Below are 26763 nucleotides of genomic sequence, written 5' to 3' on the forward strand. Positions count from 1 at the left end.
GGACATGCCGCCGCTCCACGGTCCCCCTCGGTTCCCCCACCCCTAGGGTGTATCCATCCACCCCCGTCTGTTCACCCGTAAGCGCGGGCGCTCGGAGTGAACCGGGGGAGCGGAAGGGGGCGCGTTCACCGGGCGATCTGTCCCGCTGATCATCCCGGCCCTACTGTCGCAGCCGAGGGCACGGATGAGCGACGGGAGGTTCGACGATGCCGTCCCCCTACGCGTACGAACCCCGTCACGAACGGGAGACCCCGGACGACGCTCCGGACCCGTGCGACGTCCTGGTCCGCCTGCACGACCTCGCCGGCCGGCCGCGCGGCACCGGCTTCGTGGCCGACCACCACGGCACGGTGATCACCGGTCACGAGGCGGTCGACGGTCTGCCCCGGCTCGTGCTGCACGCGGCGGCCGGCCGCCGGTGCGTGGTGACCGCGGACGCGGTGACCCCGCTGCCCGCGCTCGGCCTGGCCCTCGTCCGCAGCGAGGGGCTCGGCGTCGCACCGCTGCCGGTCACCACGCGACGCGCCGTCCGGCCCGGCACCTACGTGCGGATCCCCGCCGCGGGCTGGCGGGAGGCGCGCGTGCTGGGGACGGGCCCCGTGACCTACACCGCCACCGACCGCGCGCACGCACTGGGCGACGCCCTGGAACTGGCGGTCGGCACCGCGGGCCGGGACGCACTGCGACTCGGCGGCGGCGCCGCCGGCGGCCCGGTCCTCGACGCCACCACCGGCACCGTCCTCGGTGTCCTCGGCACCGCGCTCCACTCGGACGACCGCGCCGAGGGCTTCGCCGTACGGCTGCCTCCCCCGGCCCTCGCCGAGGGCCCGCTCGCCGCACTGCTCGCCGAGAACGCGGCGACGGTCCCGGCCCACGGGGCCGACCTCAACCTTGCCGGGGTGGTGCAGCTCACGGCCGGCTCGGGCGGGCGGGGCGGGTCGGCTGGCGGCGTGGGGTCTGTCGGCCGGTCTGTTGTGGGTGCGGGGGTTTCCTTGGCCGGGCGGGGCGGGTCCGGCGGTGACGTGGGACCCGTCGACCGGTCCGCCGTGCTCGCGGGGTTCGCCGCGTTCGAGCGGCACGGGTCGGCTGGTGCTGTGGGTGCGGGGGTTTCCTCGGGCGGGTGGGGCGGGTCTGGCGGTGACGTGGGACCCGTCGACCGGTCCGCCGTGCTCGCGGAGTTCGCCGCGTTCGAGCGGGGGGAGGCCGCCGTGCTGGGGCTGGTCGGGCCGCCCGGCAGCGGTCGTACGACGCAGCTCGCGGCGCTCGCCGCCCGCCGGTACCGCGCGGGCCGGCCCACGCTCCGGCTGCGTGGTGCAGACCTGGACGCGGGCGACGGCTCGGTCGCGGACGCCGCCCGCCGGGCACTGGACCGGGCCGCCGTCGTCGTCGCGGCCTCCCGCGCCCCGTTCCCGGCCCCTCCGGACGCCCTCGGTGATGTGAGCCCGGAGCACCTGGCCGGACTCGCCCGCACGGCCGGCCACCCCCTGCTGCTCCTCCTCGACGGCCCCGAGGAGACCCTGCTCGACAGGCCGGCCGAGTGGACCGCCGGGACCGTCCGGTGGCTGCGGGCGACGGGGGCCCGGCTGGTGGTCGCGTGCCGCGCGGAGTACTGGGAGGAGGCGGGGTTCCCGCAAGAGCTGCTGCACGCCGGTGCGCCCCGCCCCGACGGGCTCCCCGCCTGTGTGGTCCTCGGTGACCTCACCGCCGAGGAGGCCCGCCGGGCGCGCGCCCGCCACGGAGTCCCCGAGGGCGCGGTGGCCGACGCCGACGCCCGCCACCCCCTGACCCTGCGGATGCTCGCGGACATCCGGTCCGCCCTCGCCGACACCGCCCCCGACGCCCCCGTCGACCGCGACGACGTCTTCTCGGCCCACCTGGACCTGATGTGCCTGCGGATCGCCGTCCGCCTCGCCGACGGGAACGGGATCCGCGGCACCGCCGTACGCCGGCTCGCCGCCAAGGTCGCCGGACAGGTGCACGAGGCCGCCCGGCGCAGCCTCGGCGCGGGCGGACTGGACCGGGAGACGTTCGACGTGGTGTTCCCCCGGGGGCCCGCCCCCGACCGGCTCGGCGGCGGCACCGGCTGGGCCTCGGCCGTGCTCGCCGAGGAACTCTTCGTCCCGGCCGGGGCGACCGGCTACCGGTTCGCGGACGAGGAATTGGCCGACTGGCTCCACGGCACCCACCTCGACGTGGACGACGCCCTGCGCGCCCTGGTCCACACCGCCCCCGCCACTCCGGTCGCCCCCGACGGGCGCGCCCCGCGGCCTGCTGCCGCCGAGGAGCCCCTTCCGTCGTCCGGCCTTGGGACTGGCGTGGCGGACGGGTGCCGCACCGCTCCTGTCGAGCGCGCCCCGTGGCCGGCCGCCGCCGAGGACGACGTCCCGCCGCCCGGCGGCCGGGATGCCGCCGAGGGGTCCCTTCCGTCGTCCGGCCGTGGGCCCGGTGCGGCGGACGGGCACCGTACTGCTCCCGCCGCTCCCGCCGCTCCGGTCGCTCCTGACGGGCGCACCTCGTGGCCGGCCGCCGCCGCTTCCGGAGGCCGGGACGCCGCTGAGGGGTCTCTCCCGCCGTCCGGCCGCCGGGCCGGTTCGGCCGGTGGCCGTCGTGGTCTGCCCGCTGTCGCCTTCGACCCCTGGACCGTTGTCGGCCCCGACCCCTGGGCCGTCGCCGACACCGACTACCGGCCCGCTGACGATTGCCTCTTCCACCACAGCGGTGCGACGGCCGACGGCGGTGGGGCCGGCGTGGCAGTCGGACGCCCGGTGCCGCCCACCGTCGACCTCCTCCCGGCCGCCCCCGGCGGCGAAGCCGTCCTTCCGGCCGGCACCCCCGTCCCGCACCACCGCGTCGGTGTCGTCGTCGAGGCCCTGCTGTTCCTCGCGCGGCGGCACGGCAGCAGGCGGCTCTCCACGCGGCTCACGGATCTGGTGCACGCCCTCGACGCCGACCCCGGCTCCTGGTGGGCCGCCCGGCTGCTCGGCGGGACCCTCGCGCGCGTGGCCGACGCGACGCCGTACACGGACGTGCTGCGGCTGCTGGCCGACCGTCTCGTGGCCTGGCGGGAGCAGCGGCGGAGCGTGCCGCCGGAGCTGGGGCCCGCCTTCTGGGCCGCTCTCCGGCTGCCGCCGGAGACGCGGTGCGCACTGCTGCGCCGGCTCGTGCACGCCGACGGCCCCCCGTGCGAGAACGGGCCCCGCTTCCTCGACGCCGCCGCCCGGCTGCTCGCCGCCGACCCCGTCGCCGTACTGCCGTACCTCATCCGCTGGTTCGAGGACGAGCGGCCGCTGCCCGCCACTCCGCACGCGACCGTGGCGACCGCCGCGCAGGCGCTGCTGCACACCCACCGGCACGCGGCCCCGGACGCGCTGACGGAGGCGCTCGCCGACAGCGCGCACCGGCGGGCCGACCAACTGCTCACCGTGCTGACGGAGGAGGAACCCGCCGCGATGTGCAGGGCCGTCGACCGGTGGGCGAAGGACGAACGACCCGCACGCCGGGCCACGGCCATCGCCTACGGCCTGCTCGTCGCGCCGTACGCGCGCGACGACACCGACCGCACCCTGCTGAGGTACGCGGCGCTCGCCGTCCTCGTCCGCACCGCCGACCGCGAGCTGCACGGCGGCGCCCTCGCCCTCCTCGTCCGCGACCCGAACAGCAGGGACCGCCACCTCCCGCGGGCCCTGGAGCGCTTCGCGGCCGGCGACCCCCACCTCCCGCCGAGCGCGCTCACCCCCGCCCTCGCCACCCACCCGGAGCCCGTCCTCGACGCCTTCCGCACCAGGCTCGGCGGGACCGGCGCGGGCGAGACGTTCCGCGCCCTCGCCGACGCCGCCCCGCCCGCCCTGGCCCGCCGGGTCGCCGCACTCGTACGGGAGACGGTGGAGCGGCGGCCGGAGCTGACGGGACAGGTGGCCGCGTACGCCGACGGGCGGCTGGAGCGCGGCCCCGCCGCCCGTGCCGTACTGAGGGCCCTGCTCACCGGCCTGCTCGACGGCGGCCCGCAACCGCTGCGGGTGGCCCTCGCCGGCATCCTCGCCGGCCCCGGCACACCGGCCTCCCGCCCGCTGCGCCGCGAACTGCTGGACACCCTGCTCGCCCGCGAGTCCGACCCCGCCGTCCTGGAGGCGGTGCTGCGCGCCGCGGCCCGGAACACCGGCCCCGAGCCGCGCGTCCTCGTCCACCGCACCGGGCTGCTCCTCGCGCGCACCACGGAGGGCGCCGCCCGCTTCGACCACTGCCTGGCCGACCTGGGCGGCCATGTGCCGGGCTTCGCCGCCGCCGTGGCCGGCTGGCTGACGGACGCCCCGCGCGAGTGGTCCGCGCTGATCGGGCCCGCCACCCGCCGGACCATCGAGAACCTGGCCGGAGCGGTCGTCCCCGCCTGACCCCGCCCGGCCGGCACGTGCACCCCGTCACACAGCCCCCATGCCGATGCGGGCCCCCGGCACGCGGCATGGCACCCTTAGAGCTGCGCAGAGAAGTCCACGGACTCGGGTTCGTTCGACAAGGTTTCGACAAGGAGCAGGCACAGTGCAGCGCTGGCGTGGCTTGGAGGACATCCCCCAGGACTGGGGGCGCAGCGTCGTCACCATCGGCTCCTACGACGGAGTCCACCGTGGGCACCAGTTGATCATCCGGCATGCCGTGGACCGCGCCCGGGAGCTCGGCGTCCCCGCCGTCGTCGTCACCTTCGACCCGCACCCCAGCGAGGTCGTCCGCCCCGGCAGCCACCCCCCGCTGCTCGCCCCGCACCACCGGCGCGCCGAACTCATGGCCGGCCTCGGTGTCGACGCGGTCCTGATCCTCCCCTTCACCACCGAGTTCTCGAAGCTGTCCGCCGCCGACTTCGTCGTCAAGGTGCTGGTCGACAAGCTGCACGCCAAGGCGGTCGTCGAGGGCCCCAACTTCCGCTTCGGCCACAGGGCCGCGGGCAACGTGGAGTTCCTCGCCGAACAGGGCCGGGTCTACGACTTCGACGTCGAGGTCGTCGACCTGTACGTCAGCGGTGAGGCGGGCGGCGGCGAGCCGTTCTCCTCCACGCTCACCCGCCGCCTGGTCGCCGAGGGCGAGGTCGAGGGCGCCGCCGAGATCCTGGGCCGCCCGCACCGGGTGGAGGGCGTCGTCGTCCGGGGCGCCCAGCGCGGCCGCGACCTGGGCTTCCCCACGGCCAACGTCGAGACCCTCCCGCACACCGCGATCCCCGCCGACGGCGTCTACGCCGGCTGGCTGCACGCCCAGGGCGAGGCCATGCCGGCCGCGATCTCCGTCGGCACCAACCCCCAGTTCGACGGCACCGAGCGCACGGTCGAGGCGTACGCCATCGACCGCGTCGGCCTCGACCTGTACGGCCTCCACGTCGCCGTCGACTTCCTGGCCTTCGTGCGCGGCCAGGCGAAGTTCGACACGCTGGAGGCGCTGCTGGAGCAGATGGCCGAGGACGTCGAGCGCTGCAAGACCCTCGTGGCCGCGGCCGAGAAGCCGTAGGGCCCGTCCGGTCAGCTCTTTCGGGCGTGCGCCCAGTGGCACGCCACCTGGGCCGTGCCGCCCCCGTCGAGGATCTCCGGATCCAGGCCCCGGCACGCCTCCGCCACCCCCGCCCGGTCCGCCTCGCCGCCCGCCAGGATCTGGCAACGGGCGTGGAACCGGCAGCCGGACGGGACGCGGGACGGGTCCGGGGGCTCGCCCGTGAGGACCACCGGCTCGCCCGGTGCCTCGGGGAGGACCGACAGCAGGGCTTGGGTGTACGGATGCCGGGGGGCCGTCAGGACCCGCTCCACCGCCCCGGTCTCCACGATCCGGCCCAGGTACATCACCGCGACCCGGTCGGCGATGTTCCACGCCAGCCCCAGATCGTGGGTGACCACCAGCGCGGACAGGCCCAGTTCGGCGCGCAGCCGCAGCAGCAGGGCGAGGACCTCCCCGCGTACCGACGCGTCGAGGGAGGCCACCGGTTCGTCGGCGACGAGGAGTTCGGGTTCCAGTACCAGCGCGCCCGCGATCACCACGCGCTGCCGCTGACCGCCGGACAGCTCGTGCGGATAGCGCAGGAAGAAGCGCTCCGGCGGGCGCAGCCCGGCCCGGGACAGGGCGTCGGCGACCGCGGCCCGCTCGTCACCGCCGTGGCCGTGGATGCGCAGCCCCTCGGCCACCGCGTCGTACACCGTGTGCCGGGGGTTGAGCGAGCCGCTCGGGTCCTGCAGCACCAGCTGTACGCGCCTGCGGTACGCCTTCAGGGAGCGGCCGGAGTACTCCAGCGGCCGCCCGTCGAAGGTGACCCGGCCCGCGGTCGGCTCGACCAGACCCAGCAGGGCGCGGGCCAGCGTCGTCTTGCCACAGCCCGACTCGCCGACCAGGGCGACGATCTCACCGGGCCGGACGTCCAGGTCGACACCGTCCACGGCCCGGGCGTCCGGGGCCCCGTGCCGCCCCGGGAAGGCGATGCGCACACCCTTGGCGCTGAGGAGGGGAGTGGTGGAAGTGGTCATGGGGTACAGGGCCTCGCTTCCTCCAGGGACCCCGGATCACCGTCTGCCGCGTTCCGCCGGGCGTCCGATGCGTCGGCTGTGGTGTTCGGCCGGGGGCCGGGTCCGTCGGTCGTCGTGCCGTGCCGGGGGTCGGGTCCGTCGGTCGTCGTGCCGTGCCGGGTGCCGGAGTCGTCGGTCGTCTCGCCCGGCCGGGGGGCCGGGCCGTGGGCTGCCTTGCCCGGCCGGGGATCCGGGGTGTCGTCCGCCGTGTCCCGGTGGGCGTCCGGATCACCGTCCGCCGCGTCCTGCCGCGCACCCGAGCCGCCGGCCGGAGCGCCCCGCGGGGAATCCGGTTCGTCGGCCGGTTCGGCCGCCGTGGTGACCCGTACGCACGCCGCCCGCCGGTCCGGGCCCGCGTTCCGCAGCGGCTGGTCCTCCGTGGCGCAGGAGTCCAGTGCCACCGGGCACCGTGGATGGAACGCGCAGCCGGACGGCAGCGCCGCCGGGTCCGGCGGATCGCCCGGCAGGCCACGCGGCGCGAAGCGCGACGCCGGGTCGCCGATGCGCGGGAACGCGGCCGACAGCGCCTGGGCGTAGGGGTGGCGGGCGGCCTCGTACACCCCTCCCGCCGGGCCCTCCTCGACCACCCGGCCCGCGTACATCACCGCGAGCCGGTCACAGGTGCCGGCGAGGACCGCGAGGTCATGGCTGATCATGATCAGCCCCACGTCCTGGTCCGCGACCAGCTGTTCGATCAGCCGCAGGATCTGCGCCTGGATCATCACGTCCAGCGCGGTCGTCGGCTCGTCGGCGATGATCAGCCGCGGGTCGCAGGCCAGCGCCATGGCGATCATGACGCGCTGCCGCTGACCGCCGGACAGCTCGTGCGGGTACGCCGACGCACGGGCGGCCGGAAGACCGACGTGCTCCAGCAGCTCCCCGGTCTTCTTCCGCGCCCCGGCCGGGGTGGCCTTCCGGTGCAGCAGGATCGGCTCGGCGATCTGGTCGCCGATGCGCCGCACGGGGTTGAGGGAGTGCATCGCACCCTGGAACACGATGGACGCCCCGGCCCAGCGGACCGCCCGTACCCGGCCCCACTTCATGGCCAGTACGTCCTCGCCGTCCAGCAGGATCTCCCCGCCGACCCGCGTCCCGGCCGGGAGCAGCCGCAGCAGCGCCAGCGCCAGGGTGGACTTGCCGCAGCCCGACTCCCCGGCGATCCCCAGCTTGCGGCCCGCGTCCAGCCGTAGATCCACCCCGCGCACGGCGGCCGCCCCGCCCGCGTACGTGACCGTCAGTCCTCTGACGTCGAGCAGACTCAACGGGACACCCCCAGCCTGGGGTTGAGGACGGACTCCACGGCCCGTCCGCACAGTGTGAACGCCAGCGCCACCGCGGCGATGGCGATGCCCGGCGGCACCAGGTACCACCAGTGCCCGGCGCTGACCGCACCCGCCTCCCGGGCGTCCTGCAGCAGCCCGCCCCACGACACCACCGTCGGATCACCCAGTCCCAGGAAGGCCAGTGTCGCCTCCGCCAGGATCGCCGAGGAGATGATCAGCGTCGTCTGCGCCAGCACCAGCGGCATCACATTGGGCAGCACATGCCGGGACATGATGTGCCAGTGCCCGCCGCCGAGCGCCCGCGCCCGCTCGATGTACGGCCGGGTCTCCACCGCCAGCGTCTGCGCCCGCACCAGCCGGGCCGTCGTCGGCCAGGTCGTCACCCCGATCGCCACGACGATCGTCAGCAGTGAGCGGGACATCACCGTGGCCAGCGCGATCGCCAGCACCAGCGTCGGCATCACCAGGAACCAGTCGGTGATCCGCATCACCACCGTCGCGTACCAGCCCCGGAAGTGCCCCGCCGTCACCCCGATCACCGTGCCGATCGCCACCGACAGCACGGCCGCCAGCAGCCCCACCAGCAGCGACACCCGCGCGCCCCAGATCACCAGACCGAGCAGGTTCCGCCCGAACCGGTCGGCCCCGAAGGGGAATTCCGCGCTCGGGCGCTCCAACGGGCTGCCCGGCGCGCCGGTCACGTCGGCCACGTCGGATCCGACGATCAGCGGAGCGGCCAGGGCGAGCAGTGCGAACAGCGCGAGCGTGGCGAGGCCGAAGAGACCGGCCCGGTGGGTACGGTACTGCCGCCAGAACCGCGCGGCCGAGGCCCGGCGCCGCTGCCACGCCAGGGCGCGGGGGCGCGCGGTCGGCATCTTCTCGGTCGTCATCGGCCCACCCGGGGATCGAACAGCGGATAGATCAGATCGGCGAGCGTGTTCATCACGACCACCGCCGCGGCGAACACGAAGAACAGCCCCTGCACCAACGGCAGGTCGGGCACGCTCAGTGCCTGGTAGAACAGCCCTCCCAGACCCGGCCAGGAGAAGACCGTCTCCACCAGGATCACACCGGCCACCGTCCGCCCGAGGTTGATGAAGATCAGCGTCACGGTCGGCAGCAGCGCGTTGGGCACCGCGTGCCGGCGCCGTACGAGGTCGTCGCGCAGCCCCTTGGCCCGCGCGGTGGTCAGGTAGTCGCTGCCCATCTCGTCCAGCAGCGCCGACCGCGTCACCAGCAGCGTCTGCCCGTAATCCACGGCCACCAGCGTCACCACCGGCAGCACCAGATGGTGCGCCACGTCCACGACGTACGCGAAGCCCTCCTCCCCGCCCAACTCCATGCCACCGGTCGGGAACAGCCCCGGCAGCGGCCCGATCCCCACCGACAGCGTGACGATCAGCAGCAGGCCCAGCCAGAAGGAGGGGAGGGAGTAAAGCGTCAGCGCCAGGCCGGTGTTGAGCTTGTCGCCGAGCCGCCCGTGCCGCCACGCCGACCGGGTGCCCAGGACGATTCCGAGCGCCGTGTAGAGGACGAAGGCGGTGCCGGTGAGCAGCAGCGTGTTCGGCAGCGCCTCCGTGATCTTGTCGACCACCGGCGCGTTGAACTGGTACGACGTCCCCAGATCACCGGTGAGCGCCTTGCCGCAGTAGTCGGTGAACTGCTGCCACAACGGCAGGTCCAGCCCGAACTGCTCCCGGTACGCGGCCAGTTGCTCGGCCGACACCTGACGGCCGCCGGTCATGAACTTCACCGGGTCGCCGGGGATCAGCCGGAAGAGGAAGAAGCTGGTGACGAGGACGGCGAGGAGGGACACGGCCGCGCCGGCGAGCTTGCCCGCCACATAGCGCGGATACGCGGTGGTGATACGGCCGTCGCGTGGCCCGCGTGGCCCGCGTGGCCCGCGTGGCCCGCGTGGCCGGTGGGCGGCCTCCGGTCCGTCCTTCCTCGGCGGACCGGAGGCCCCCGTGCCCCCTGCCGATGCGGATGTCGCGTCAGCGGTCATGAGTGTCCGTTCGCCGCCTACTCGCGATCCTCGGCCGTGGCCCGTCGCCGCATGGCCGCGAAGACCCCGAGGCCCGCGAGGACGACGACACCCGCGACGATCCCGATGACCACACCCGTCGACGACGAGTCACCGCCCCCGTCGCCGGAGTCCGCCGGTACCGCCGACCACCAGCTCCAGTAACCGTCCTGGCCGTAGATGTTGCCCGCCTTCGACGGCATGGTGGTGATCGACTCGATCTGGTCCGTGCGGTACGCCTCGACCGCGTTCGGGTACGCCATGATGTTCATGTACCCGAGGTCGTACAGCCGCGACTGCATCTGCTTGACGATGTCCGCCCGCTTGCCGGCGTCGTACTCGGCGAGCTGCCGTGCGTACAGCTCGTCGTACGTCTTGTCGCAGATGAAGTTGTCGGTCGCGCCGGTCACCTCCGGGGTCGCCGGGAGCGCCGCACAGGTGTGGATGGACAGCACGAAGTCGGGGTCCGGGTTGACCGACCAGCCGTCGAAGGCGAGGTCGTACTCACCGGCGAGCCAGGGATCGGTCACGTTGTCCAGGCAGTTGAGCGTCACCCCGATACCGAGGTCGCCCCACCACTCCTCGAGGTACTGGCCGATCGCCTTGTCGTTCGGGTCGGTGGCATGGCACAGCACGCGGTAGTCGATCGGCTTGCCGTCCTCGCCGACCCGTTTGCCGTCGCCGTTCTTCTCGTAGCCGGCCTGGTCGAGCAGCCGGGCCGCCTCCGCCGGGTCGTACGCCAGCTTCTGGTCGGCCGACGGCTCCCAGAAGTACTGCGAGAAGCGCGGCGGGATGTAGCCGGCGCCCTCCACGGCGTGCCCCTGGAACACCTTGTCGATGATGGTCTTCCGGTCCACCGCCATGAACAGCGCGTTGCGCACCCGCTGGTCGAGCAGCGAGGGGTGTCCGTCGCCCATCTTCTCGCCGTTCTTCGCCCTGGCGCCCGGGTTGGTGGCCAGCGCGTAGAAGCGGCGCCCGGGCGCGTCGTTGACCCGGATGTCCTTCTCCTTCTTCAGCGCCTCCGTCTGGGCGGGCGTCAGGGACGGCGACCCGGCGACGAACGACACCTCGCCCTTGCGCAGCGCCGACACCGCGGCGTCCTGGTCCTTGTAGTAGCGGAAGACCAGCTCGTCGAACTTGGGCGACCCGCGCCAGAAGTCCTTGTTGGCCTTCAGCCGCACATAGCTGTCCGCCTTGTAGTCGGTGAGGACGAACGGCCCGTTGCCGACGACGGGGAAGTCCTTGTCGTTGTTGAACTTCGTGTAGTCGTCGACCTTCTCCCACACGTGCTTGGGCACGATCGGCACGTCCAGTGCCGTCATCGTGGCCTGCGGCTTCTTCAGCTCGATGACCAGCTTGGTGGGGCTCGGCGCGGTCACCTTCTCGAAGTTGGCGACGTAGCTGCCGTTCGCGGTGGCCGCGCCGGGGTCCGTCATCATCGTGTTGAACGTCCAGGCCGCGTCCTCGGCGGTGGCCTGCTCGCCGTCCGACCACGCGGAGTCCGAGCGGATGGTGTACGTCCAGGTCAGCTTGTCCGGCGACGACTCCCACTTGGTGGCCAGGCCGGGGATGACGTGGTTGTCCTCGGGGTCGTAGTTCGTCAGGTACTCGTAGGTGAGCCGGTGGATGCTCGTACTGAGCAGCCGTACCGCCAGGAACGGGCTGAGCGAGTCGACGCTCTGCGCCACCGCGACGGTCAGCACCTTGGTGCCGTCGTCGGCCGCCCGCGCCTGCTCCGGGGCCGGGTTGAGCGGGGTGGCGAGCCCGGCGCTGAGGGTGAGCGCGGCGGCGCCGGCCGCCATGACGAGCCGGGTGCGGCCCGGGGTGCGGTGGTGACCGCCGTACTGATCGTTCGTTTCCATGGTCGCTGACCTCGCGTCATCGCTCGCACGGGAAGGGCGGGTTGATCAGATGAGTGATGAGTGTGTCTATCAGCGACCACTGCGGGCGTCAACGGCGCGAGCACCCCATGTGGCCTGCGAAAACAACGAGTTGGCGCACATGGCGCGTCCAATGGTCCAGATCACTGACGCGTTGCTGGCCAGGGCCTGACGGCGGATTCCGGCCCCGCACGCGAGAGCGGCCCCTCGAAAGGGGCCGCTCGGTCGCGGTGCCTTACTGCCGGCCGGGGTGAGGAGGATAGGGCTGGCCCGGGGCCTGCGGGTACGGGTGACCGGGCTGGGCCGGGGGCTGCCCGGGCTGCGGCTGCTGGGGGTACGGACCCGGCTGACCGGGGACTGCCTGACCGGGGACCGCCTGACCGGGGGCGGCCTGACCGGGGGCGGCCTGACCGGGCATGGGCTGTCCGGGCATGGGCTGACCACCGGGCATGGGCTGACCCGGAACGGGCTGGCCGGGGAAGGGCTGACCCGGCAGCGGCGGGGCGGCGACCGGCGGCGGGTTGCCGTCGGAGGTCCACAGACCGTGCGACTGCTGATGCCGTACGAAGTCCTCGGCGACCAGCGCCGCGAGGTTGAAGTACGCCTCCCGCACCTTCGGCCGCATCATGTCGAGGTCGACCTCCGCACCGGCGGCCAGATGCTCGTCGAACGGCACGACGAGCACACCCCGGCACCGGGTCCGGAAGTGCGCCACGATGTCGTCGACCTTGATCATCTTGCCGGTCTCGCGCACCCCGGAGATCACGGTGAGGGAGCGCGAGACGAGGTCCGCGTACCCGTGCGCGGACAGCCAGTCCAGCGTCGTACTGGCACTGCTCGCGCCGTCCACGGACGGCGTGGAGATGATGATGAGCTGGTCGGCGAGGTCCAGCACGCCGCGCATGGCGCTGTAGAGCAGACCCGTACCGGAGTCGGTGAGGATGACCGGGTACTGCTTGCCGAGCACGTCGATCGCGCGCCGGTAGTCCTCGTCGTTGAACGTCGTGGACACGGCCGGGTCGACGTCGTTGGCGATGATCTCCAGACCGGACGGCGCCTGGGAGGTGAACCGCCGGATGTCCATGTACGAGTTGAGGTACGGGATCGCCTGGACGAGGTCACGGATGGTGGCCCCGGTCTCGCGCCGCACGCGGCGGCCGAGCGTACCGGCGTCCGGGTTGGCGTCGATCGCGAGGATCTTGTCCTGCCGCTCGGTGGCGAGGGTGGCGCCGAGGGCGGTGGTCGTGGTCGTCTTGCCGACGCCGCCCTTGAGGCTGATGACGGCGATGCGGTAGCAGGACAGCACCGGCGTACGGATCAGCTCCAGCTTCCGCTGCCGCTCGGCCTCCTCCTTCTTCCCGCCCAGCTTGAAACGCGAACCGCCGGCCGCGGGGCGGCTGCTCTTCGCCTTCTGCTTCTTGCTGTTGAGCAGCCGATCCGAGGACAACTCCACGGCGGCGGTGTAACCGAGGGGCGCCGCACCGGGGTTGGTCGGCTGCCGCTGGTCGTGCTGAACGGGCTGCGGCCAGGCAGCCCCGGTACGCGGATCGACGGGCTGCGGCGGCACACCCGGCTGCTGCTGCGGGAAGCCGTAACCGGCCTGCGGGCCGGGCTGGGGCTGCCCGAAGGGCTGCTGCTGCGGAACCGCCGCGCCGGGCTGGGGAAGCCCGTACCCGGCGTGCGCGTCGGGAGCCGGAGCACCCTCGGGCTGCTGCGCCGGGGGCTGGGGAGCCGCCGCGCCGGGAGTACCGGCGGGCGGGAAGCCGTAACCGGCGGGCTGGGCCGGAGGGGCTGGGGTGGCACCCGGCTGCTGCTGGGGGAAGCCGTATCCGGCGGGGGCGCTGGGTGCCGGGGTCTCGGGCTGCTGTGTGGGGGGCTGGGGGGCTGCCGCGCCGGGCTGCGGATTCGCCGCGCCGGGGGTACCGGCGGGCGGGAAGCCGTAACCGGCGGGCTGGGCCGGGGGAGTCGGCGCGGCACCCGGCTGGGGGAAGCCGTAGCCGGCGTGCGCGTCGGGAGCGGGAGCACCCTCGGGCTGCTGCGCCGGGGGCTGCGGGAAGCCGTAACCGGCCTGCGGGTTCACCGCGCCGGGGGCACCGGCGGGCTGGGCCGGGGGAGTCGGCGCGGCGCCCGGCTGAGGGAAGCCGTAACCGGCCTGTGGGGCGGGCGGCGGGTTCCAGGCGGCGGGCGCGGGCTGCGGCGCCTGGGGCTGGAACGGCGGCTGCTGGGCGGGGACGGCCGGCTGGTCCTGCGCTGCCGCGGGCTGAGGCCGCGCGCCCGTGTCCGCCGGCTGGGCGGGCGCCTGCGGCGCCTGCTGCGGCTGCGCGGGCCACTGGCCGGCCGGCGCCGGGGCTGCGGGGTACGCCGACGGCACCGGGGGCACGTCCTGCGGCGCCGGGGGAGTCCAGGCGGGCGGGGCGTCGGGCGCGGCCGGGACGGCATCCTGGGGCGTGCTGTCCTCGAGGGTTTCCGCGGGAGCCGCGTCGGCGGGCACCGCGTCGTTCACCGGCTCGGCGTCCTCCGGCTCGGCAGCCGTCGGCTCGTCCGTCACCGGTGCGTCCTCAAAGGGCACCGCGTCCTCGGTCTCGGCCTCCGGCTCCGTCGGCGCGGCGTCGTCCTCCACGTCGGTCACCGAGGACTCGGCGTCCTCAGGTGTGACGTCCTCCGAGCCGGAGACCTCGCCGACTTCGTGCTCGCCGGACGTACCGGACGCCTCCTCGGCGTCCGACGGCTCCACCGCGGCGTCGGACACCTCCGCGGTGCCCTCGGCGTCGTCGTCGGTCCCGTCCTCACCGTCGGACGGCTCCAGCCGCACCTCCGCCTCGGCCTCGGCCTCAGCTCCGGCCTCGTCCTCCGCGCCCGCCTCGGCTTCCGCCTCCGCCTCGCGCTCCGCGATCTCCCGCTTCAGCGCGGCGGCGGAGAAGCGGATCGTCGCACCGCTCTCCAGGTCACCGTTGTCGGCCTGGAACCCGCCGACCGGGATGTCCGGCACGGCCGAAGGGGAAGCCGCACCCGATTCCTCGGGCTCCTTCTCCGCTTCCGACCGCTGCGGCTCGAACCCGCTCCCCACCGGAAGCCTCGGCACGGCCACCGGCCCCCCGGACGGCGGCACGGGCGGCGTGAACGGCGCGGCGGGTGCGGGCGCCGGAGGCGTGAACGGGGCGCCCGGCGCAGGAGCGGGCGCGGGCGGAGCGAAGGGCGCCCCCGGCGCGGGCGCGGGCGGCTGCGCCGGAAGGGACGACGGCCCCGCGGCCCCCACCGCGTGCGGCGGCGGAGTCAGCCCCGGCAGCGGCGGAACGGGCCCATGGGAGGAAGGAGCCGAAGCGGGCGAGGAGGGAGAGGGACCGGAGGGCGACGAAGCGGACGACGCCCCCGACTCCGAACTCCCCGAAGCGTTCTGCGTGTACCAGGCCGGCGGCGCGTAGTCGATGGTGAACTCGCCCGTCGTCTCGATGGCGGACTCCGCGTCGGGCTGGTCATCGCCGGGTGTCGCCCAGCCCCCGCGCGTCCCGTCCCGGTCGCTGCTCACAGTTCCTCCTGGTGTGGTCGAGCACCCTCGTGCGTGCTGGGGGCGACCATGTGCCCTCCCCGTAGGACGCCGGGGCCCGGTTCACGGGTTCTGGCGTCGCGCCGGGTACCAGCCTAATCACCAGTAGCCCCACCCCGTCAGCCCCGCCCACCCCTCGGCACGGGCCGTTCCGCCTCATGCGTCGCGGTCAAGAGGCGTACGAATTTCGCTGCTTAAGCGGGCAAACTCGCTCAACCTCCATGCAACGGTCAACAGACGGGCCGCCCAGTCCACCACATGTGTGACGCCATCAACCCGCCCTGGACAGCCGCCCGTTGGCGCACAGACCAACGGGCGGCACGCACGCGTACCGCCCGTTGCCATATCTCCACATCACTCGGAGGCCGCGGCAAGCCCTCAGTCGCCCGGTGCCGGCTCCAGGTCGAACTCCCCGTCCCGCGCCCCCAGCACGAAGGCCCGCCACTCCGCCTCCGTGTACCGCAGCACCGTGTCCGGGTCGAGCGAGGACCGCATGGCCACGGCACCGCCGGGCAGGTACGCGATCTCGACCCGCTCCTCGTGCTCCTCGGTGCCCGGCGCGCCGTGCCACTCGACGCCGGAGATGTCGAGGGCGTAGAGCTCGTCCTTCTCCCGCTCCTTGCGTGCCTTGATCTCCTCAGCCGTCTCCGCCATGCCGCAGCGACCCCTTCCCGACGTACGAACTGTCCGAGCGCTCACCCTAGTGGCCTGCGACGTCCCGTCCGGCGGGTTCGGCGGACCGGGGGGAAGGCCCCCGCTACAGCCTGGTACGCTGAGTGACGGCCGTTTGTGTACGCACCCCCGGAGCGATCTCGCCCTGGAGGCCGCGCCCAGCGGATCCCCGCCTTCCGAGTCATGGAAGACCCCCCGAGACGAAGACCGGGGGCGCTCGGTGGCCACTCACAGACTATGAGGAGTACGCGTGTCGCTCGACGCCGCAGTGAAGAAGCAGATCATCTCCGAGTTCGGTACCAAGGAGGGTGACACCGGCTCCCCCGAGGTCCAGGTCGCTCTGCTCTCCCGTCGGATCTCCGACCTGACGGAGCACCTCAAGACCCACAAGCACGACCACCACTCCCGCCGTGGTCTGCTCATCCTGGTCGGTCAGCGCCGCCGGCTGCTGCAGTACCTCGCCAAGAAGGACATCCAGCGCTTCCGCGCGCTGGTCGACCGCCTGGGCATCCGCCGCGGTGCGGCGGGCGCCAAGTAAGACGCCGTGAAGGGAGCGGTTCCCGGGAAAAGGGGACCGCTCCCTTTGCTGTACGTGCGGACTGTCACCGCACCTTTGTAGTGTGGTAGCACAACGCAATAGGTACGAACGACGCACGAGGAGAAGCGCACCTCGCCGCCGCCGGTCCTCGGTAGTGGCCCCCGGGAGAGTGAACCCCGGGAGCTTCGATCGAAGACCGGCCCGCACCAGCGGAGCGCTTCTCCGCCCCCGTCCCCCCGCCACACGGGCGAGGCGGGACGTAAAGACGACAAAGTAACGGAGAAAACGCTAGTGGAGAACGAGACCCACTACGCCGAGGCCGTCATCGACAACGGCTCCTTCGGCACCCGCACCATCCGCTTCGAGACGGGCCGCCTGGCCCGCCAGGCCGCCGGCTCCGCCGTGGCCTACCTGGACGACGACACCATGGTGCTGTCGGCCACCACCGCCTCCAAGAACCCCAAGGACCAGCTCGACTTCTTCCCCCTCACGGTGGACGTCGAGGAGCGGATGTACGCGGCGGGCCGGATCCCCGGTTCCTTCTTCCGCCGCGAGGGCCGGCCCTCCGAGGACGCCATCCTCACCTGCCGCCTCATCGACCGCCCGCTGCGCCCGTCCTTCAAGAAGGGCCTGCGCAACGAGATCCAGGTCGTCGCCACGATCATGGCGCTCAACCCCGACCACCTGTACGACGTCGTGGCGATCAACGCCGCCTCCGCGTCCACGCAGCTGGCCGGCCTGCCCTTCTCCGGCCCGATCGGCGGCGTCCGCGTCGCGCTGATCAACGGCCAGTGGGTGGCGTTCCCGACGCACTCCGAGCTCGAGGACGCCGTCTTCGACATGGTCGTCGCGGGCCGCACCCTGGAGGACGGCGACGTCGCGATCATGATGGTCGAGGCCGAGGCCACCGAGAAGACCATCAAGCTGGTCGAGGGCGGCGCCGAGGCGCCGACCGAGGAGGTCGTCGCCGCCGGTCTGGAGGCCGCGAAGCCCTTCATCAAGGTGCTCTGCCGGGCCCAGGCCGACCTCGCCGCCAAGGCCGCCAAGCCGACCGGTGAGTTCCCGATCTTCCTGGACTACCAGGACGACGTCCTCGAGGCGCTGACCGGCGCCGTCAAGCCGGAGCTGGCCTCCGCGCTGACCATCGCCGGCAAGCAGGAGCGCGAGGCCGAGCTGGACCGCGTCAAGGCGCTCGCCGCCGAGAAGCTCCTGCCGGAGTTCGAGGGCCGCGAGAAGGAGATCTCCGCCGCGTACCGCTCGCTGACCAAGTCCCTGGTCCGTGAGCGCGTCATCAAGGAGAAGAAGCGCATCGACGGCCGCGGTGTCACCGACATCCGCACCCTGGCCGCCGAGGTCGAGGCCATCCCGCGCGTGCACGGCTCGGCGCTGTTCGAGCGTGGCGAGACCCAGATCCTGGGCGTCACCACCCTCAACATGCTCCGTATGGAGCAGCAGCTGGACACCCTCTCCCCGGTGACCCGCAAGCGCTACATGCACAACTACAACTTCCCGCCGTACTCCACCGGTGAGACCGGCCGCGTCGGCTCCCCCAAGCGCCGCGAGATCGGCCACGGCGCCCTCGCCGAGCGCGCCCTGGTCCCGGTCCTGCCGACGCGCGAGGAGTTCCCCTACGCGATCCGCCAGGTGTCCGAGGCCCTCGGCTCCAACGGTTCGACGTCCATGGGCTCGGTCTGCGCCTCCACCATGTCGCTGCTGAACGCCGGTGTGCCGCTGAAGGCCCCGGTCGCCGGTATCGCCATGGGCCTGATCTCCCAGGAGATCGAGGGCGAGACGCACTACGTCACCCTCACCGACATCCTCGGTGCGGAGGACGCCTTCGGCGACATGGACTTCAAGGTCGCCGGCACCAAGGAGTTCGTCACCGCCCTCCAGCTCGACACCAAGCTGGACGGCATCCCGGCCTCCGTCCTGGCCGCCGCCCTCAAGCAGGCCCGTGACGCCCGCCTCCACATCCTCGACGTGATGATGGAAGCGATCGACACGCCGGACGAGATGTCCCCGAACGCGCCGCGGATCATCACCGTGAAGATCCCCGTCGACAAGATCGGCGAGGTCATCGGCCCCAAGGGCAAGATGATCAACCAGATCCAGGAGGACACCGGCGCCGAGATCACCATCGAGGACGACGGCACCATCTACATCGGCGCCGCCGACGGCCCCTCCGCCGAGGCCGCCCGCACGACCATCAACGGCATCGCCAACCCGACGATGCCCGAGGTCGGCGAGCGCTATCTGGGTACGGTCGTGAAGACGACGACGTTCGGCGCCTTCGTCTCCCTGCTCCCCGGCAAGGACGGCCTGCTGCACATCTCGCAGATCCGCAAGCTGGCCGGCGGCAAGCGCGTGGAGAACGTCGAGGACGTCCTCGGTGTGGGCCAGAAGGTCCAGGTCGAGATCGCCGAGATCGACTCCCGCGGCAAGCTCTCCCTGATCCCCGTGATCGAGGGCGAAGAGGGCGCCTCCGACAACGACAAGAAGGACGACGCCGACAAGTGACGTCCCGTAGCGCCAAGGCGACGGCCCGCACCTCCTCGGAGGCGCGGGCCGTCGCCCGTACCCAAACCCTGATCAAGGGCGAGAACGGCATCGGTACGGTCCGCAGGACCACCCTCCCCGGCGGCCTGCGCATCGTCACCGAGACGCTGCCCTCGGTCCGCTCGGCGACCTTCGGCATCTGGGCCCACGTCGGCTCCCGCGACGAGACCCCGGCCCTGAACGGCGCCACCCACTACCTGGAGCACCTGCTCTTCAAGGGCACCTCCCGCCGGTCCGCCCTGGACATCTCCTCCGCCATCGACGCCGTCGGCGGCGAGATGAACGCGTTCACGGCCAAGGAGTACACGTGCTACTACGCGCGCGTGCTCGACACCGACCTGCCGCTCGCCATCGACGTGGTGTGCGACATGCTGACCGGTTCGCTGATCCAGGAGGAGGACGTCGACGTCGAACGCGGCGCCATCCTCGAAGAGATCGCGATGACCGAGGACGACCCGGGCGACTGCGTGCACGACCTGTTCGCGCACACCATGTTCGGCGACAACCCCCTCGGCCGCCCCGTCCTCGGCACGGTCGACACGGTCAACGCCCTCACCGCCGACCGCATCCGCCGCTTCTACAAGAAGCACTACGACCCGACCCACCTCGTGGTCGCCTGCGCCGGCAACATCGACCACAACAAGGTCGTACGCCAGGTCCGAGCCGCCTTCGAGAAGGCCGGCGCCCTCAAGAACCCCGGCGCCGACCCGATCGCCCCGCGCGGCGGCTCGCGCGCGCTGCGCACCGCCGGCCGGGTCGAGCTCATCGGCCGCAAGACGGAACAGGCGCACATCGTCCTCGGCATGCCGGGCCTGTCCCGCACCGACGAGCGACGCTGGGCCCTGGGAGTGCTGAACACCGCCCTCGGCGGCGGCATGTCGTCCCGCCTCTTCCAGGAGGTCCGGGAGAAGCGCGGACTGGCCTACAGCGTGTACTCGTACACCTCCGGCTTCGCCGACTGCGGCCTGTTCGGCGTGTACGCGGGCTGCAGGCCCTCCCAGGTGCACGACGTGCTGAAGATCTGCCGCGACGAACTCGACCACGTCGCCGAACACGGACTCCCCGACGACGAGATCGAGCGTGCCATCGGCCAGCTCCGGGGCTCCACCGTCCTCGGCCTCGAGGACACCGGCGCGCTGATGAACCGTATCGGCAAGAGCGAACTGTGCTGGGGCGAGCAGATGTCGGTCGACGACATGCTGGCCCGGATAGCCTCGGTGACCCCGGACGACGTCCGCTCGGTCGCCCGCGACGTCCTGGGACGGCGGCCCTCCCTGTCGGTCATCGGCCCGCTCAAGGACAAGCAGGCGTCCCGCCTGCACGACGCCGTCGCCTGACCCACCCCGTAAGGAAGCAACAGACATGAGCAAGCTGCGCGTGGCGGTCCTCGGTGCCAAGGGCCGGATCGGTTCCGAGGCGGTACGGGCCGTCGAGGCCGCCGACGACATGGAGCTGGTGGCCGCCCTCGGCCGGGACGACAAGCTGGAGACCCTCGCCGAGAACGGCGCCCAGGTCGCCGTGGAGCTGACCACCCCCGCCTCGGTCATGGGCAACCTCGACTTCTGCGTGCGCCACGGCATCCACGCCGTCGTCGGCACCACCGGCTGGACCGACGACCGCCTCGCACAGCTCAGGGGCTGGCTGGAGCAGTCCCCGGAGACGGGCGTGCTCATCGCGCCGAACTTCTCCATCGGCGCCGTCCTCACCATGAAGTTCGCGCAGATCGCCGCCCCTTACTTCGAGTCCGTCGAGGTCGTCGAGCTGCACCACCCGAACAAGGTGGACGCCCCCAGCGGCACCGCCACGCGCACCGCCCAGCTCATCGCCGAGGCCCGCCGCAGGGCGGGCAGCGCGCCCGCCCCGGACGCCACCACCACCGCCCTCGACGGCGCCCGCGGCGCGGACGTCGACGGCGTCCCGGTGCACGCGGTCCGGCTGCGCGGACTCCTCGCCCACCAGGAGGTCCTGCTCGGCGGCGAGGGCGAGACCCTCACCGTCCGCCACGACTCCCTGCACCACAGCAGCTTCATGCCCGGCATCCTGCTCGGCGCCCGCCGCGTGGTGACCACTTCCGGCCTGACCTTCGGCCTGGAACACTTCCTCGACCTGAACTGAGCCCGAGCCGACCCCATGCGCGCGAAGATCTCCTACGCCATCACGGCCGCCGTCCTGGTCGTCTACTTCGTCCTGGTCGGCAGCCGCGGCGTGCTGCTCATCAAGGCCGGCACGCCCCTCACCGTCACCTTCGGCGTGGCGGTGCTGATCCTGCCGGTCATCGGTGTCTGGTTCCTGTGGAAGAACACCGAGTTCGTCCGCGACGCCAACCGGCTCGCCGCCCTGCTCGACGCCGAGGGCGGCCTGCCCGTCGACGAGCTGAAGCGGCTGCCCAGCGGTCGGGTCGACCGCGACTCGGCCGACGAGGTCTTCGCCCGCCGCAAGGCCGAGACGGAGGACGCCCCCGACGACTGGCGCAGCTGGTTCCGGCTCGCCGTCGCCTACCACGACGCCCGGGACACCCCCCGCGCCCGCAAGGCGATGCAGCGGGCGATCGCCCTGCACAAGACCTCTCACTGAGCGCGCGGGCCCCGGGCCTCAGGCCCCGGGGCCGCTCAGCCGCGCCGGTACTCGGCGGCCCACGCCTCCACGGTGTCGGCCGCCCGGTCGAAGGCCAGCTGGTCCCGCCCCAGGAAGTCCGCGTTGTGCGAGGTCAGCAGCGGCGCCGGCGACTCCGCCGAACGTCCCCGCCGGGCGAGGATCAGCGCCTGCCCCTGCACCGTCCGGGGCAGCCCCAGCCAGCGCACCGGCTGCTGCACCGTGCGCACGGAGACGACCTGCTCCCAGGGCGTCGTACGCGTGCTCACGAAGGCCACGTGGCGCAGCCCCCGGGAGCTCACCCACACGCCCATGCGCAGCAGCCGCAGCGCGCCGGCGATGCCGACCAGTGCGATGGCGAAGACCGTCGCGGCGGAGGCCGGTGTCGCCGTCGCCGCGATGATCATCGCCGCGAACAGCACGAACGACGCGAGCAGCAGCAGGAGCGCCGCCGCCCCCACCCGCCACGGCCCGGGACGGTACGGGCGTCGCCAGCGGTCCCGGTCGTCGTACGGCAGGGCGACATCGTTCGCCGTGTCGAAAGCGCGGTCGGCCGTCAGGAAGGGCAGGGGCACGACGGGTCCTCACTCGATCCATGCGTCAGCAGTGCCCGGTGAGGCTATCGATCCGTGCCGCCGGTCACCACCCTCGGGGGTCCGGACGGAGCCGGTGGCCACGGCCAGGGCGGCTCAGCGCCCTTCGGACGCCTGTGACTGCTGTGTCCCCGACCCCGAGGGATCGGAGGACATCGCCGGCATCCCTATGACCAGGGAGCCCACCAGCCCGGCCACGAGGGTGAGCCCCAGCAGCCAGCGCCCGGCCAGCTGGCCGACGGAGGCACGCTCACGGGGCGGCGGGGTGACGTTGCTGCGGAACCTGTCGGCCTCGGCGACAAAGGCGAACGGTACGGGTTCGCGCCGACCGAACATCAGGGGTACGTCTCCTTCCGGATCGAACGAATCACTGTCACCGGTACAGACGAACGACGGACCCGAGAGGTGCCCACTTTCACCGAATTCGCAGAAGTTCGCCGCCGTTCACCGCCGTATGTCGCCTGTCGGCGCCGAAGCCCCCGTCGTCGGTGCCGCGCCGTAGAGTGGGCGCCGCCCGAGAGACGTGATGGAAGGATCCCCCGCGCCGTGACCGACACCCCCGCCGACGACCTCAAGCCCGACTTCCGCAGCGATGTGACCGTCGAGCTGGTCAAGCACACCGCGTCCGACGCCGACGTGCTGTTCGCCGCCCGCGTCTCGACCATCGGCGAGCAGTCCCTGGCCGAGCTGGACAAGGACCCCGAGCGCTCCAAGGGCCTGATCAACTACCTGATGCGGGACCGGCACGGCAGCCCCTTCGAGCACAACTCGATGACCTTCTTCATCAGCGCCCCGATCTTCGTCTTCCGCGAGTTCATGCGGCACCGCGTGGGCTGGTCGTACAACGAGGAATCGGGCCGCTACCGGGAGCTCCAGCCGGTCTTCTACGTCCCGGACGAGTCCCGCAAGCTGATCCAGGAGGGCCGTCCCGGCAAGTACCGCTTCGTCGAGGGCACCCCGGCCCAGCAGGAGCTCGTCGGCCGCGCCATGGAGGACTCCTACCGGCAGGCGTACGAGGCGTACCAGGAGATGCTCGCCGCCGGCGTCGCCCGCGAGGTCGCCCGCGCGGTGCTCCCCGTCGGCCTGTACTCCTCGATGTACGCCACCTGCAACGCCCGCTCGCTGATGCACTTCCTCGGCCTGCGCACCCAGCACGAGCTGGCGAAGGTCCCGTCCTTCCCGCAGCGCGAGATCGAGATGGTCGGCGAGAAGATGGAGGCCGAATGGGCCCGTCTCATGCCGCTCACGTACGCCGCCTTCAACGCCAACGGGCGCGTGGCCCCGTAGAACCGCAGCTCACGCCCGCGAGCACACATGTACGGTTCAACCTCGCGAAGTGTCCGTATTGCGGCATTTCGTGAAGTTCATCTAGCCTGATCAAACGGGCCCGGTACTGCCTGAACCCCCGAGCAGGCAGTGCCGGGTCCCCCCTTTGTCCCACCTTGTCGCCTCCCCCGCGGGAAGACCCCGACCTGAGCAACGAGTAGCGTGTAACCCATGGCTCCGACCTCCACTCCGCAGACCCCCTTCGGGCGGGTCCTCACCGCCATGGTCACGCCCTTCACGGCGGACGGCGCACTCGACCTCGACGGCGCACAGCGGCTCGCCACCCACCTGGTGGACGCAGGCAACGACGGCCTGATCGTCAACGGCACCACCGGCGAGTCCCCCACCACCAGCGACGCGGAGAAATCGGATCTCGTACGGGCCGTCGTGGCGGCGGTCGGCGACCGCGCCCAGGTCGTGGCCGGAGTCGGCACCAACGACACCCACCACAGCATCGAACTGGCCCGCGCCGCGGAACGCGCCGGCGCGCACGGCCTCCTGGTGGTCACCCCGTACTACAACAAGCCCCCGCAGGAGGGCCTCTACCGGCACTTCACGGCCGTCGCCGACGCCACCGGGCTGCCGGTCATGCTCTACGACATCCCCGGCCGCAGCGGCGTCCCGATCGGCACGGAGACGATCGTCCGCCTCGCCGAGCACCCGCGCATCGTCGCCAACAAGGACGCCAAGGGCGACCTCGGCCGCGCCGGCTGGGCCATCGCCCGCTCCGGCCTCGCCTGGTACTCCGGCGACGACATGCTGAACCTGCCCCTGCTCTCCATCGGAGCGGTCGGCTTCGTCTCGGTCGTCGGCCACCTCGTCACCCCCGAGCTGCGCGCCCTGGTCGAGGCGTACACCTCCGGAGACGTCCAGAAGGCCACCGAGATCCACCAGAAGCTGCTCCCCGTCTACACGGGCATGTTCCGCACCCAGGGCGTGATGACCACCAAGGCGGCGCTCGCCCTCAAGGGCCTCCCCGCCGGACCCCTGCGCGCCCCCATGGCCGAGTGCACTCCGGAAGAGATCGAGCAGCTCAAGATCGATCTTGCCGCCGGCGGGGTACAACTCCAGTAACCAGACTTCGCGCGACCGCTCGCGCAGACGGACTTCACAACTGAATAAGCGGGCCACCGGTGCCCGCACCCCACACGACAACTGCTTCTGCACGAACGTCATGCGCGCCACGTGCCCCACCGGTACGTGGCGCGCGTGTTTGAGGAGAGTCTTTTGAGTCATCCGCATCCTGAACTCGGCCCGCCCCCGCAGCTCCCCGAAGGCGGCCTGCGCGTCACCCCGCTCGGCGGTCTCGGCGAGATCGGCCGGAACATGACGGTCTTCGAGTACGGAGGCCGCCTGCTGATCGTCGACTGCGGAGTCCTCTTCCCCGAGGAGGAGCAGCCCGGAATCGACCTGATCCTGCCGGACTTCTCGTCCGTCCGGGACCGCCTCGACGACATCGAGGGCATCGTCCTCACGCACGGCCACGAGGACCACATCGGCGGCGTCCCCTTCCTCCTGCGCGAGAAGCCGGACATCCCGCTGATCGGCTCCAAGCTCACCCTCGCCCTCATCGAGGCGAAGCTCCAGGAACACCGCATCCGCCCGTACACCCTCCAGGTGGCGGAAGGACAGCGCGAGCGCATCGGCCCCTTCGACTGCGAGTTCATCGCCGTCAACCACTCCATCCCCGACGCGCTCGCCGTGGCCATCCGCACGCCCGCCGGCATGGCGGTCCACACCGGCGACTTCAAGATGGACCAGCTCCCGCTGGACAACCGCCTCACGGATCTACACGCGTTCGCCAGGCTCAGCGAGGAAGGCATCGACCTTCTGCTCGCCGACTCCACGAACGCCGAGGTTCCGGGCTTCGTCCCGCCCGAGCGCGACATCTCCAACGTCCTGCGCCAGGTCTTCGCCGGTGCCCGCAAGCGGATCATCGTGGCCAGCTTCGCCAGCCACGTCCACCGCATCCAGCAGATCCTGGACGCGGCGCACGAGTACGGCCGCCGGGTCGCCTTCGTCGGCCGCTCCATGGTCCGCAACATGGGCATCGCCCGCGACCTCGGCTACCTCAAGGTCCCGCCGGGCCTGGTCGTGGACGTCAAGACACTGGACGACCTGCCGGACAGCGAAGTCGTCCTGGTCTGCACGGGCTCCCAGGGCGAACCGATGGCCGCCCTGTCCCGCATGGCCAACCGCGACCACCAGATCCGCATCGTCGACGGCGACACGGTGATCCTGGCGTCGTCGCTCATCCCCGGCAACGAGAACGCGGTCTACCGCGTGATCAACGGCCTGACCCGCTGGGGCGCCAACGTCGTCCACAAGGGCAACGCCAAGGTCCACGTCTCGGGCCACGCCTCGGCCGGCGAGCTGCTGTACTTCTACAACATCTGCCGTCCGAAGAACCTGATGCCGGTCCACGGCGAATGGCGCCACCTGCGCGCCAACGCCGAACTGGGCGCCCTGACCGGCGTCCCGCACGACCGCATCGTCATCGCCGAGGACGGCGTCGCCGTCGACCTCGTCGAGGGCAAGGCCAAGATCTCCGGCAAGGTCCAGGCGGGATACGTCTACGTCGACGGCCTCTCCGTCGGTGACGTCGGCGAGCCTGCGCTCAAGGACCGCAAGATCCTCGGTGACGAGGGCATCATCTCGGTCTTCGTGGTCATGGACTCGTCCACCGGCAAGATCACGGGTGGCCCCCACGTCCAGGCCCGCGGCTCCGGCATCGAGGACTCCGCCTTCGGCGAGGTGATCCCGAAGATCACGGAGACCCTGGAGCGCTCGGCCCAGGACGGCGTCGTCGAACCCCACCAGATGCAGCAGCTCATCCGCCGCACGCTGGGCAAGTGGGTCTCCGACACCTACCGGCGTCGGCCGATGATCCTGCCCGTGGTGGTGGAGGTCTGACGGTCCGCCGGACCGCACGGACGAGCGAACCGGGAGCGGGGCGCCTCGATTTGCATCGGGGCCCCCCGCTCCAGTACGTTTGCAACTCCTCCCGATCGGGCACCCGACCACCTCGTGCGTCGGAATCGTCGCCCGGCAGGGGAGGGGAAATCCGACTCAGAATCTCTGATAAAGTCGGAACCGCTGGAAAGGGAAACGCGAAAGCGGGAACCTGGAAAGCGCCGAGGAAATCGGGTCGGAAAGATCTGATAGAGTCGGAAACGCAAGACCGAAGGGAAGCGCCCGGAGGAAAGCCCGCGAGGGTGAGTACGAAGGA

19 protein-coding genes are annotated in these 26763 nt (G+C 72.4%); 10 read left to right on the forward strand and 9 right to left on the reverse strand.

Annotated features, from left to right (window positions below; genetic code table 11):
- Window positions 1-206 precede the first annotated feature (206 nt).
- Both ACZ62B_RS22190 and ACZ62B_RS22195 read left to right on the forward strand, forming a co-directional pair.
- A complete protein-coding gene (locus ACZ62B_RS22190) occupies window positions 207-4388 on the forward strand; it encodes a serine protease (protein WP_469691793.1) in 4182 nt (1393 codons plus the stop codon).
- Window positions 4389-4533: 145 nt separating this feature from the next.
- A complete protein-coding gene (locus ACZ62B_RS22195) occupies window positions 4534-5487 on the forward strand; it encodes a bifunctional riboflavin kinase/FAD synthetase (RefSeq protein ID WP_344564158.1) in 954 nt (317 codons plus the stop codon).
- Between the two features lie 11 nt (window positions 5488-5498).
- Here the strand turns inward: ACZ62B_RS22195 and ACZ62B_RS22200 are convergent, their stop codons facing one another.
- The 7 genes from ACZ62B_RS22200 to ACZ62B_RS22230 all read right to left on the reverse strand — a co-directional run bounded on the left by ACZ62B_RS22200 (window position 5499) and on the right by ACZ62B_RS22230 (window position 15911).
- On the reverse strand, window positions 5499-6488 hold the full coding sequence (locus ACZ62B_RS22200; protein ID WP_468879538.1) for an oligopeptide/dipeptide ABC transporter ATP-binding protein: 990 nt from the start codon (window positions 6486-6488) through the stop codon (window positions 5499-5501).
- Window positions 6485-7789 (reverse strand): ABC transporter ATP-binding protein, encoded by a 1305-nt coding sequence (locus ACZ62B_RS22205; protein WP_469691794.1) that lies wholly within the window; start codon window positions 7787-7789, stop codon window positions 6485-6487. The genes ACZ62B_RS22200 and ACZ62B_RS22205 overlap by 4 nt, the downstream gene beginning before the upstream one ends.
- A complete protein-coding gene (locus ACZ62B_RS22210) occupies window positions 7786-8700 on the reverse strand; it encodes an ABC transporter permease (protein WP_469691796.1) in 915 nt (304 codons plus the stop codon). Before ACZ62B_RS22210 ends, ACZ62B_RS22205 begins: the two co-directional genes overlap by 4 nt.
- Entirely contained in the window at window positions 8697-9815 is a 1119-nt protein-coding gene (locus tag ACZ62B_RS22215) for an ABC transporter permease (protein ID WP_469691797.1), read from the reverse strand. The genes ACZ62B_RS22210 and ACZ62B_RS22215 overlap by 4 nt, the downstream gene beginning before the upstream one ends.
- A gap of 17 nt (window positions 9816-9832) precedes the next feature.
- Complete coding sequence (locus tag ACZ62B_RS22220; protein ID WP_344564166.1) at window positions 9833-11695, reverse strand: ABC transporter substrate-binding protein; 1863 nt, start codon at window positions 11693-11695, stop codon at window positions 9833-9835.
- Between the two features lie 253 nt (window positions 11696-11948).
- Entirely contained in the window at window positions 11949-15239 is a 3291-nt protein-coding gene (locus tag ACZ62B_RS22225) for an SCO5717 family growth-regulating ATPase (protein ID WP_469691800.1), read from the reverse strand.
- A 396-nt stretch (window positions 15240-15635) separates the two neighbouring features.
- Window positions 15636-15911, reverse strand: coding sequence for a DUF397 domain-containing protein (locus tag ACZ62B_RS22230; RefSeq protein WP_469691802.1), 276 nt, complete (start codon window positions 15909-15911; stop codon window positions 15636-15638).
- Window positions 15912-16179: 268 nt separating this feature from the next.
- Here ACZ62B_RS22230 and rpsO point away from each other — a divergent pair, with 268 nt between their 5' ends.
- The 5 genes from rpsO (at window position 16180) to ACZ62B_RS22255 (ending at window position 21597) form a co-directional block, all read left to right on the forward strand.
- Window positions 16180-16467, forward strand: coding sequence for a 30S ribosomal protein S15 (gene rpsO / locus ACZ62B_RS22235; RefSeq protein ID WP_004924725.1), 288 nt, complete (start codon window positions 16180-16182; stop codon window positions 16465-16467).
- 291 nt (window positions 16468-16758) lie between these two features.
- Window positions 16759-18984: a polyribonucleotide nucleotidyltransferase gene (locus ACZ62B_RS22240; RefSeq protein WP_073936935.1), complete on the forward strand. Its 2226-nt coding sequence runs from the start codon at window positions 16759-16761 to the stop codon at window positions 18982-18984.
- Entirely contained in the window at window positions 18981-20360 is a 1380-nt protein-coding gene (locus ACZ62B_RS22245) for a M16 family metallopeptidase (protein WP_382054021.1), read from the forward strand. The genes ACZ62B_RS22240 and ACZ62B_RS22245 overlap by 4 nt, the downstream gene beginning before the upstream one ends.
- 25 nt (window positions 20361-20385) lie before the next feature.
- Window positions 20386-21138, forward strand: a complete 753-nt coding sequence (gene dapB / locus ACZ62B_RS22250) for a 4-hydroxy-tetrahydrodipicolinate reductase (protein WP_469691804.1) — start codon at window positions 20386-20388, stop codon at window positions 21136-21138.
- A 15-nt stretch (window positions 21139-21153) separates the two neighbouring features.
- Window positions 21154-21597 (forward strand): tetratricopeptide repeat protein, encoded by a 444-nt coding sequence (locus tag ACZ62B_RS22255; protein WP_344564209.1) that lies wholly within the window; start codon window positions 21154-21156, stop codon window positions 21595-21597.
- Window positions 21598-21632: 35 nt separating this feature from the next.
- Here the strand turns inward: ACZ62B_RS22255 and ACZ62B_RS22260 are convergent, their stop codons facing one another.
- Both ACZ62B_RS22260 and ACZ62B_RS22265 read right to left on the reverse strand, forming a co-directional pair.
- Window positions 21633-22190 carry a hypothetical protein gene (locus ACZ62B_RS22260; protein ID WP_344564211.1) on the reverse strand — a complete coding sequence of 186 codons (558 nt, stop codon included), beginning with the start codon at window positions 22188-22190 and terminating at the stop codon, window positions 21633-21635.
- A gap of 114 nt (window positions 22191-22304) precedes the next feature.
- Window positions 22305-22544, reverse strand: a complete 240-nt coding sequence (locus ACZ62B_RS22265; RefSeq protein ID WP_344564213.1) for a hypothetical protein — start codon at window positions 22542-22544, stop codon at window positions 22305-22307.
- Window positions 22545-22754: 210 nt separating this feature from the next.
- Between ACZ62B_RS22265 and thyX the strand changes: the two genes are divergently transcribed.
- The 3 genes from thyX (at window position 22755) to ACZ62B_RS22280 (ending at window position 26447) form a co-directional block, all read left to right on the forward strand.
- Window positions 22755-23495, forward strand: coding sequence for an FAD-dependent thymidylate synthase (gene thyX, locus ACZ62B_RS22270; protein WP_073936929.1), 741 nt, complete (start codon window positions 22755-22757; stop codon window positions 23493-23495).
- A 210-nt stretch (window positions 23496-23705) separates the two neighbouring features.
- A complete protein-coding gene (gene dapA, locus ACZ62B_RS22275) occupies window positions 23706-24608 on the forward strand; it encodes a 4-hydroxy-tetrahydrodipicolinate synthase (protein ID WP_468517316.1) in 903 nt (300 codons plus the stop codon).
- Between the two features lie 153 nt (window positions 24609-24761).
- Window positions 24762-26447, forward strand: a complete 1686-nt coding sequence (locus ACZ62B_RS22280) for a ribonuclease J (protein WP_344564216.1) — start codon at window positions 24762-24764, stop codon at window positions 26445-26447.
- Window positions 26448-26763: the final 316 nt, after the last annotated feature.

The sequence above is a fragment of the Streptomyces sp. NPDC053426 genome (assembly GCF_055585405.1).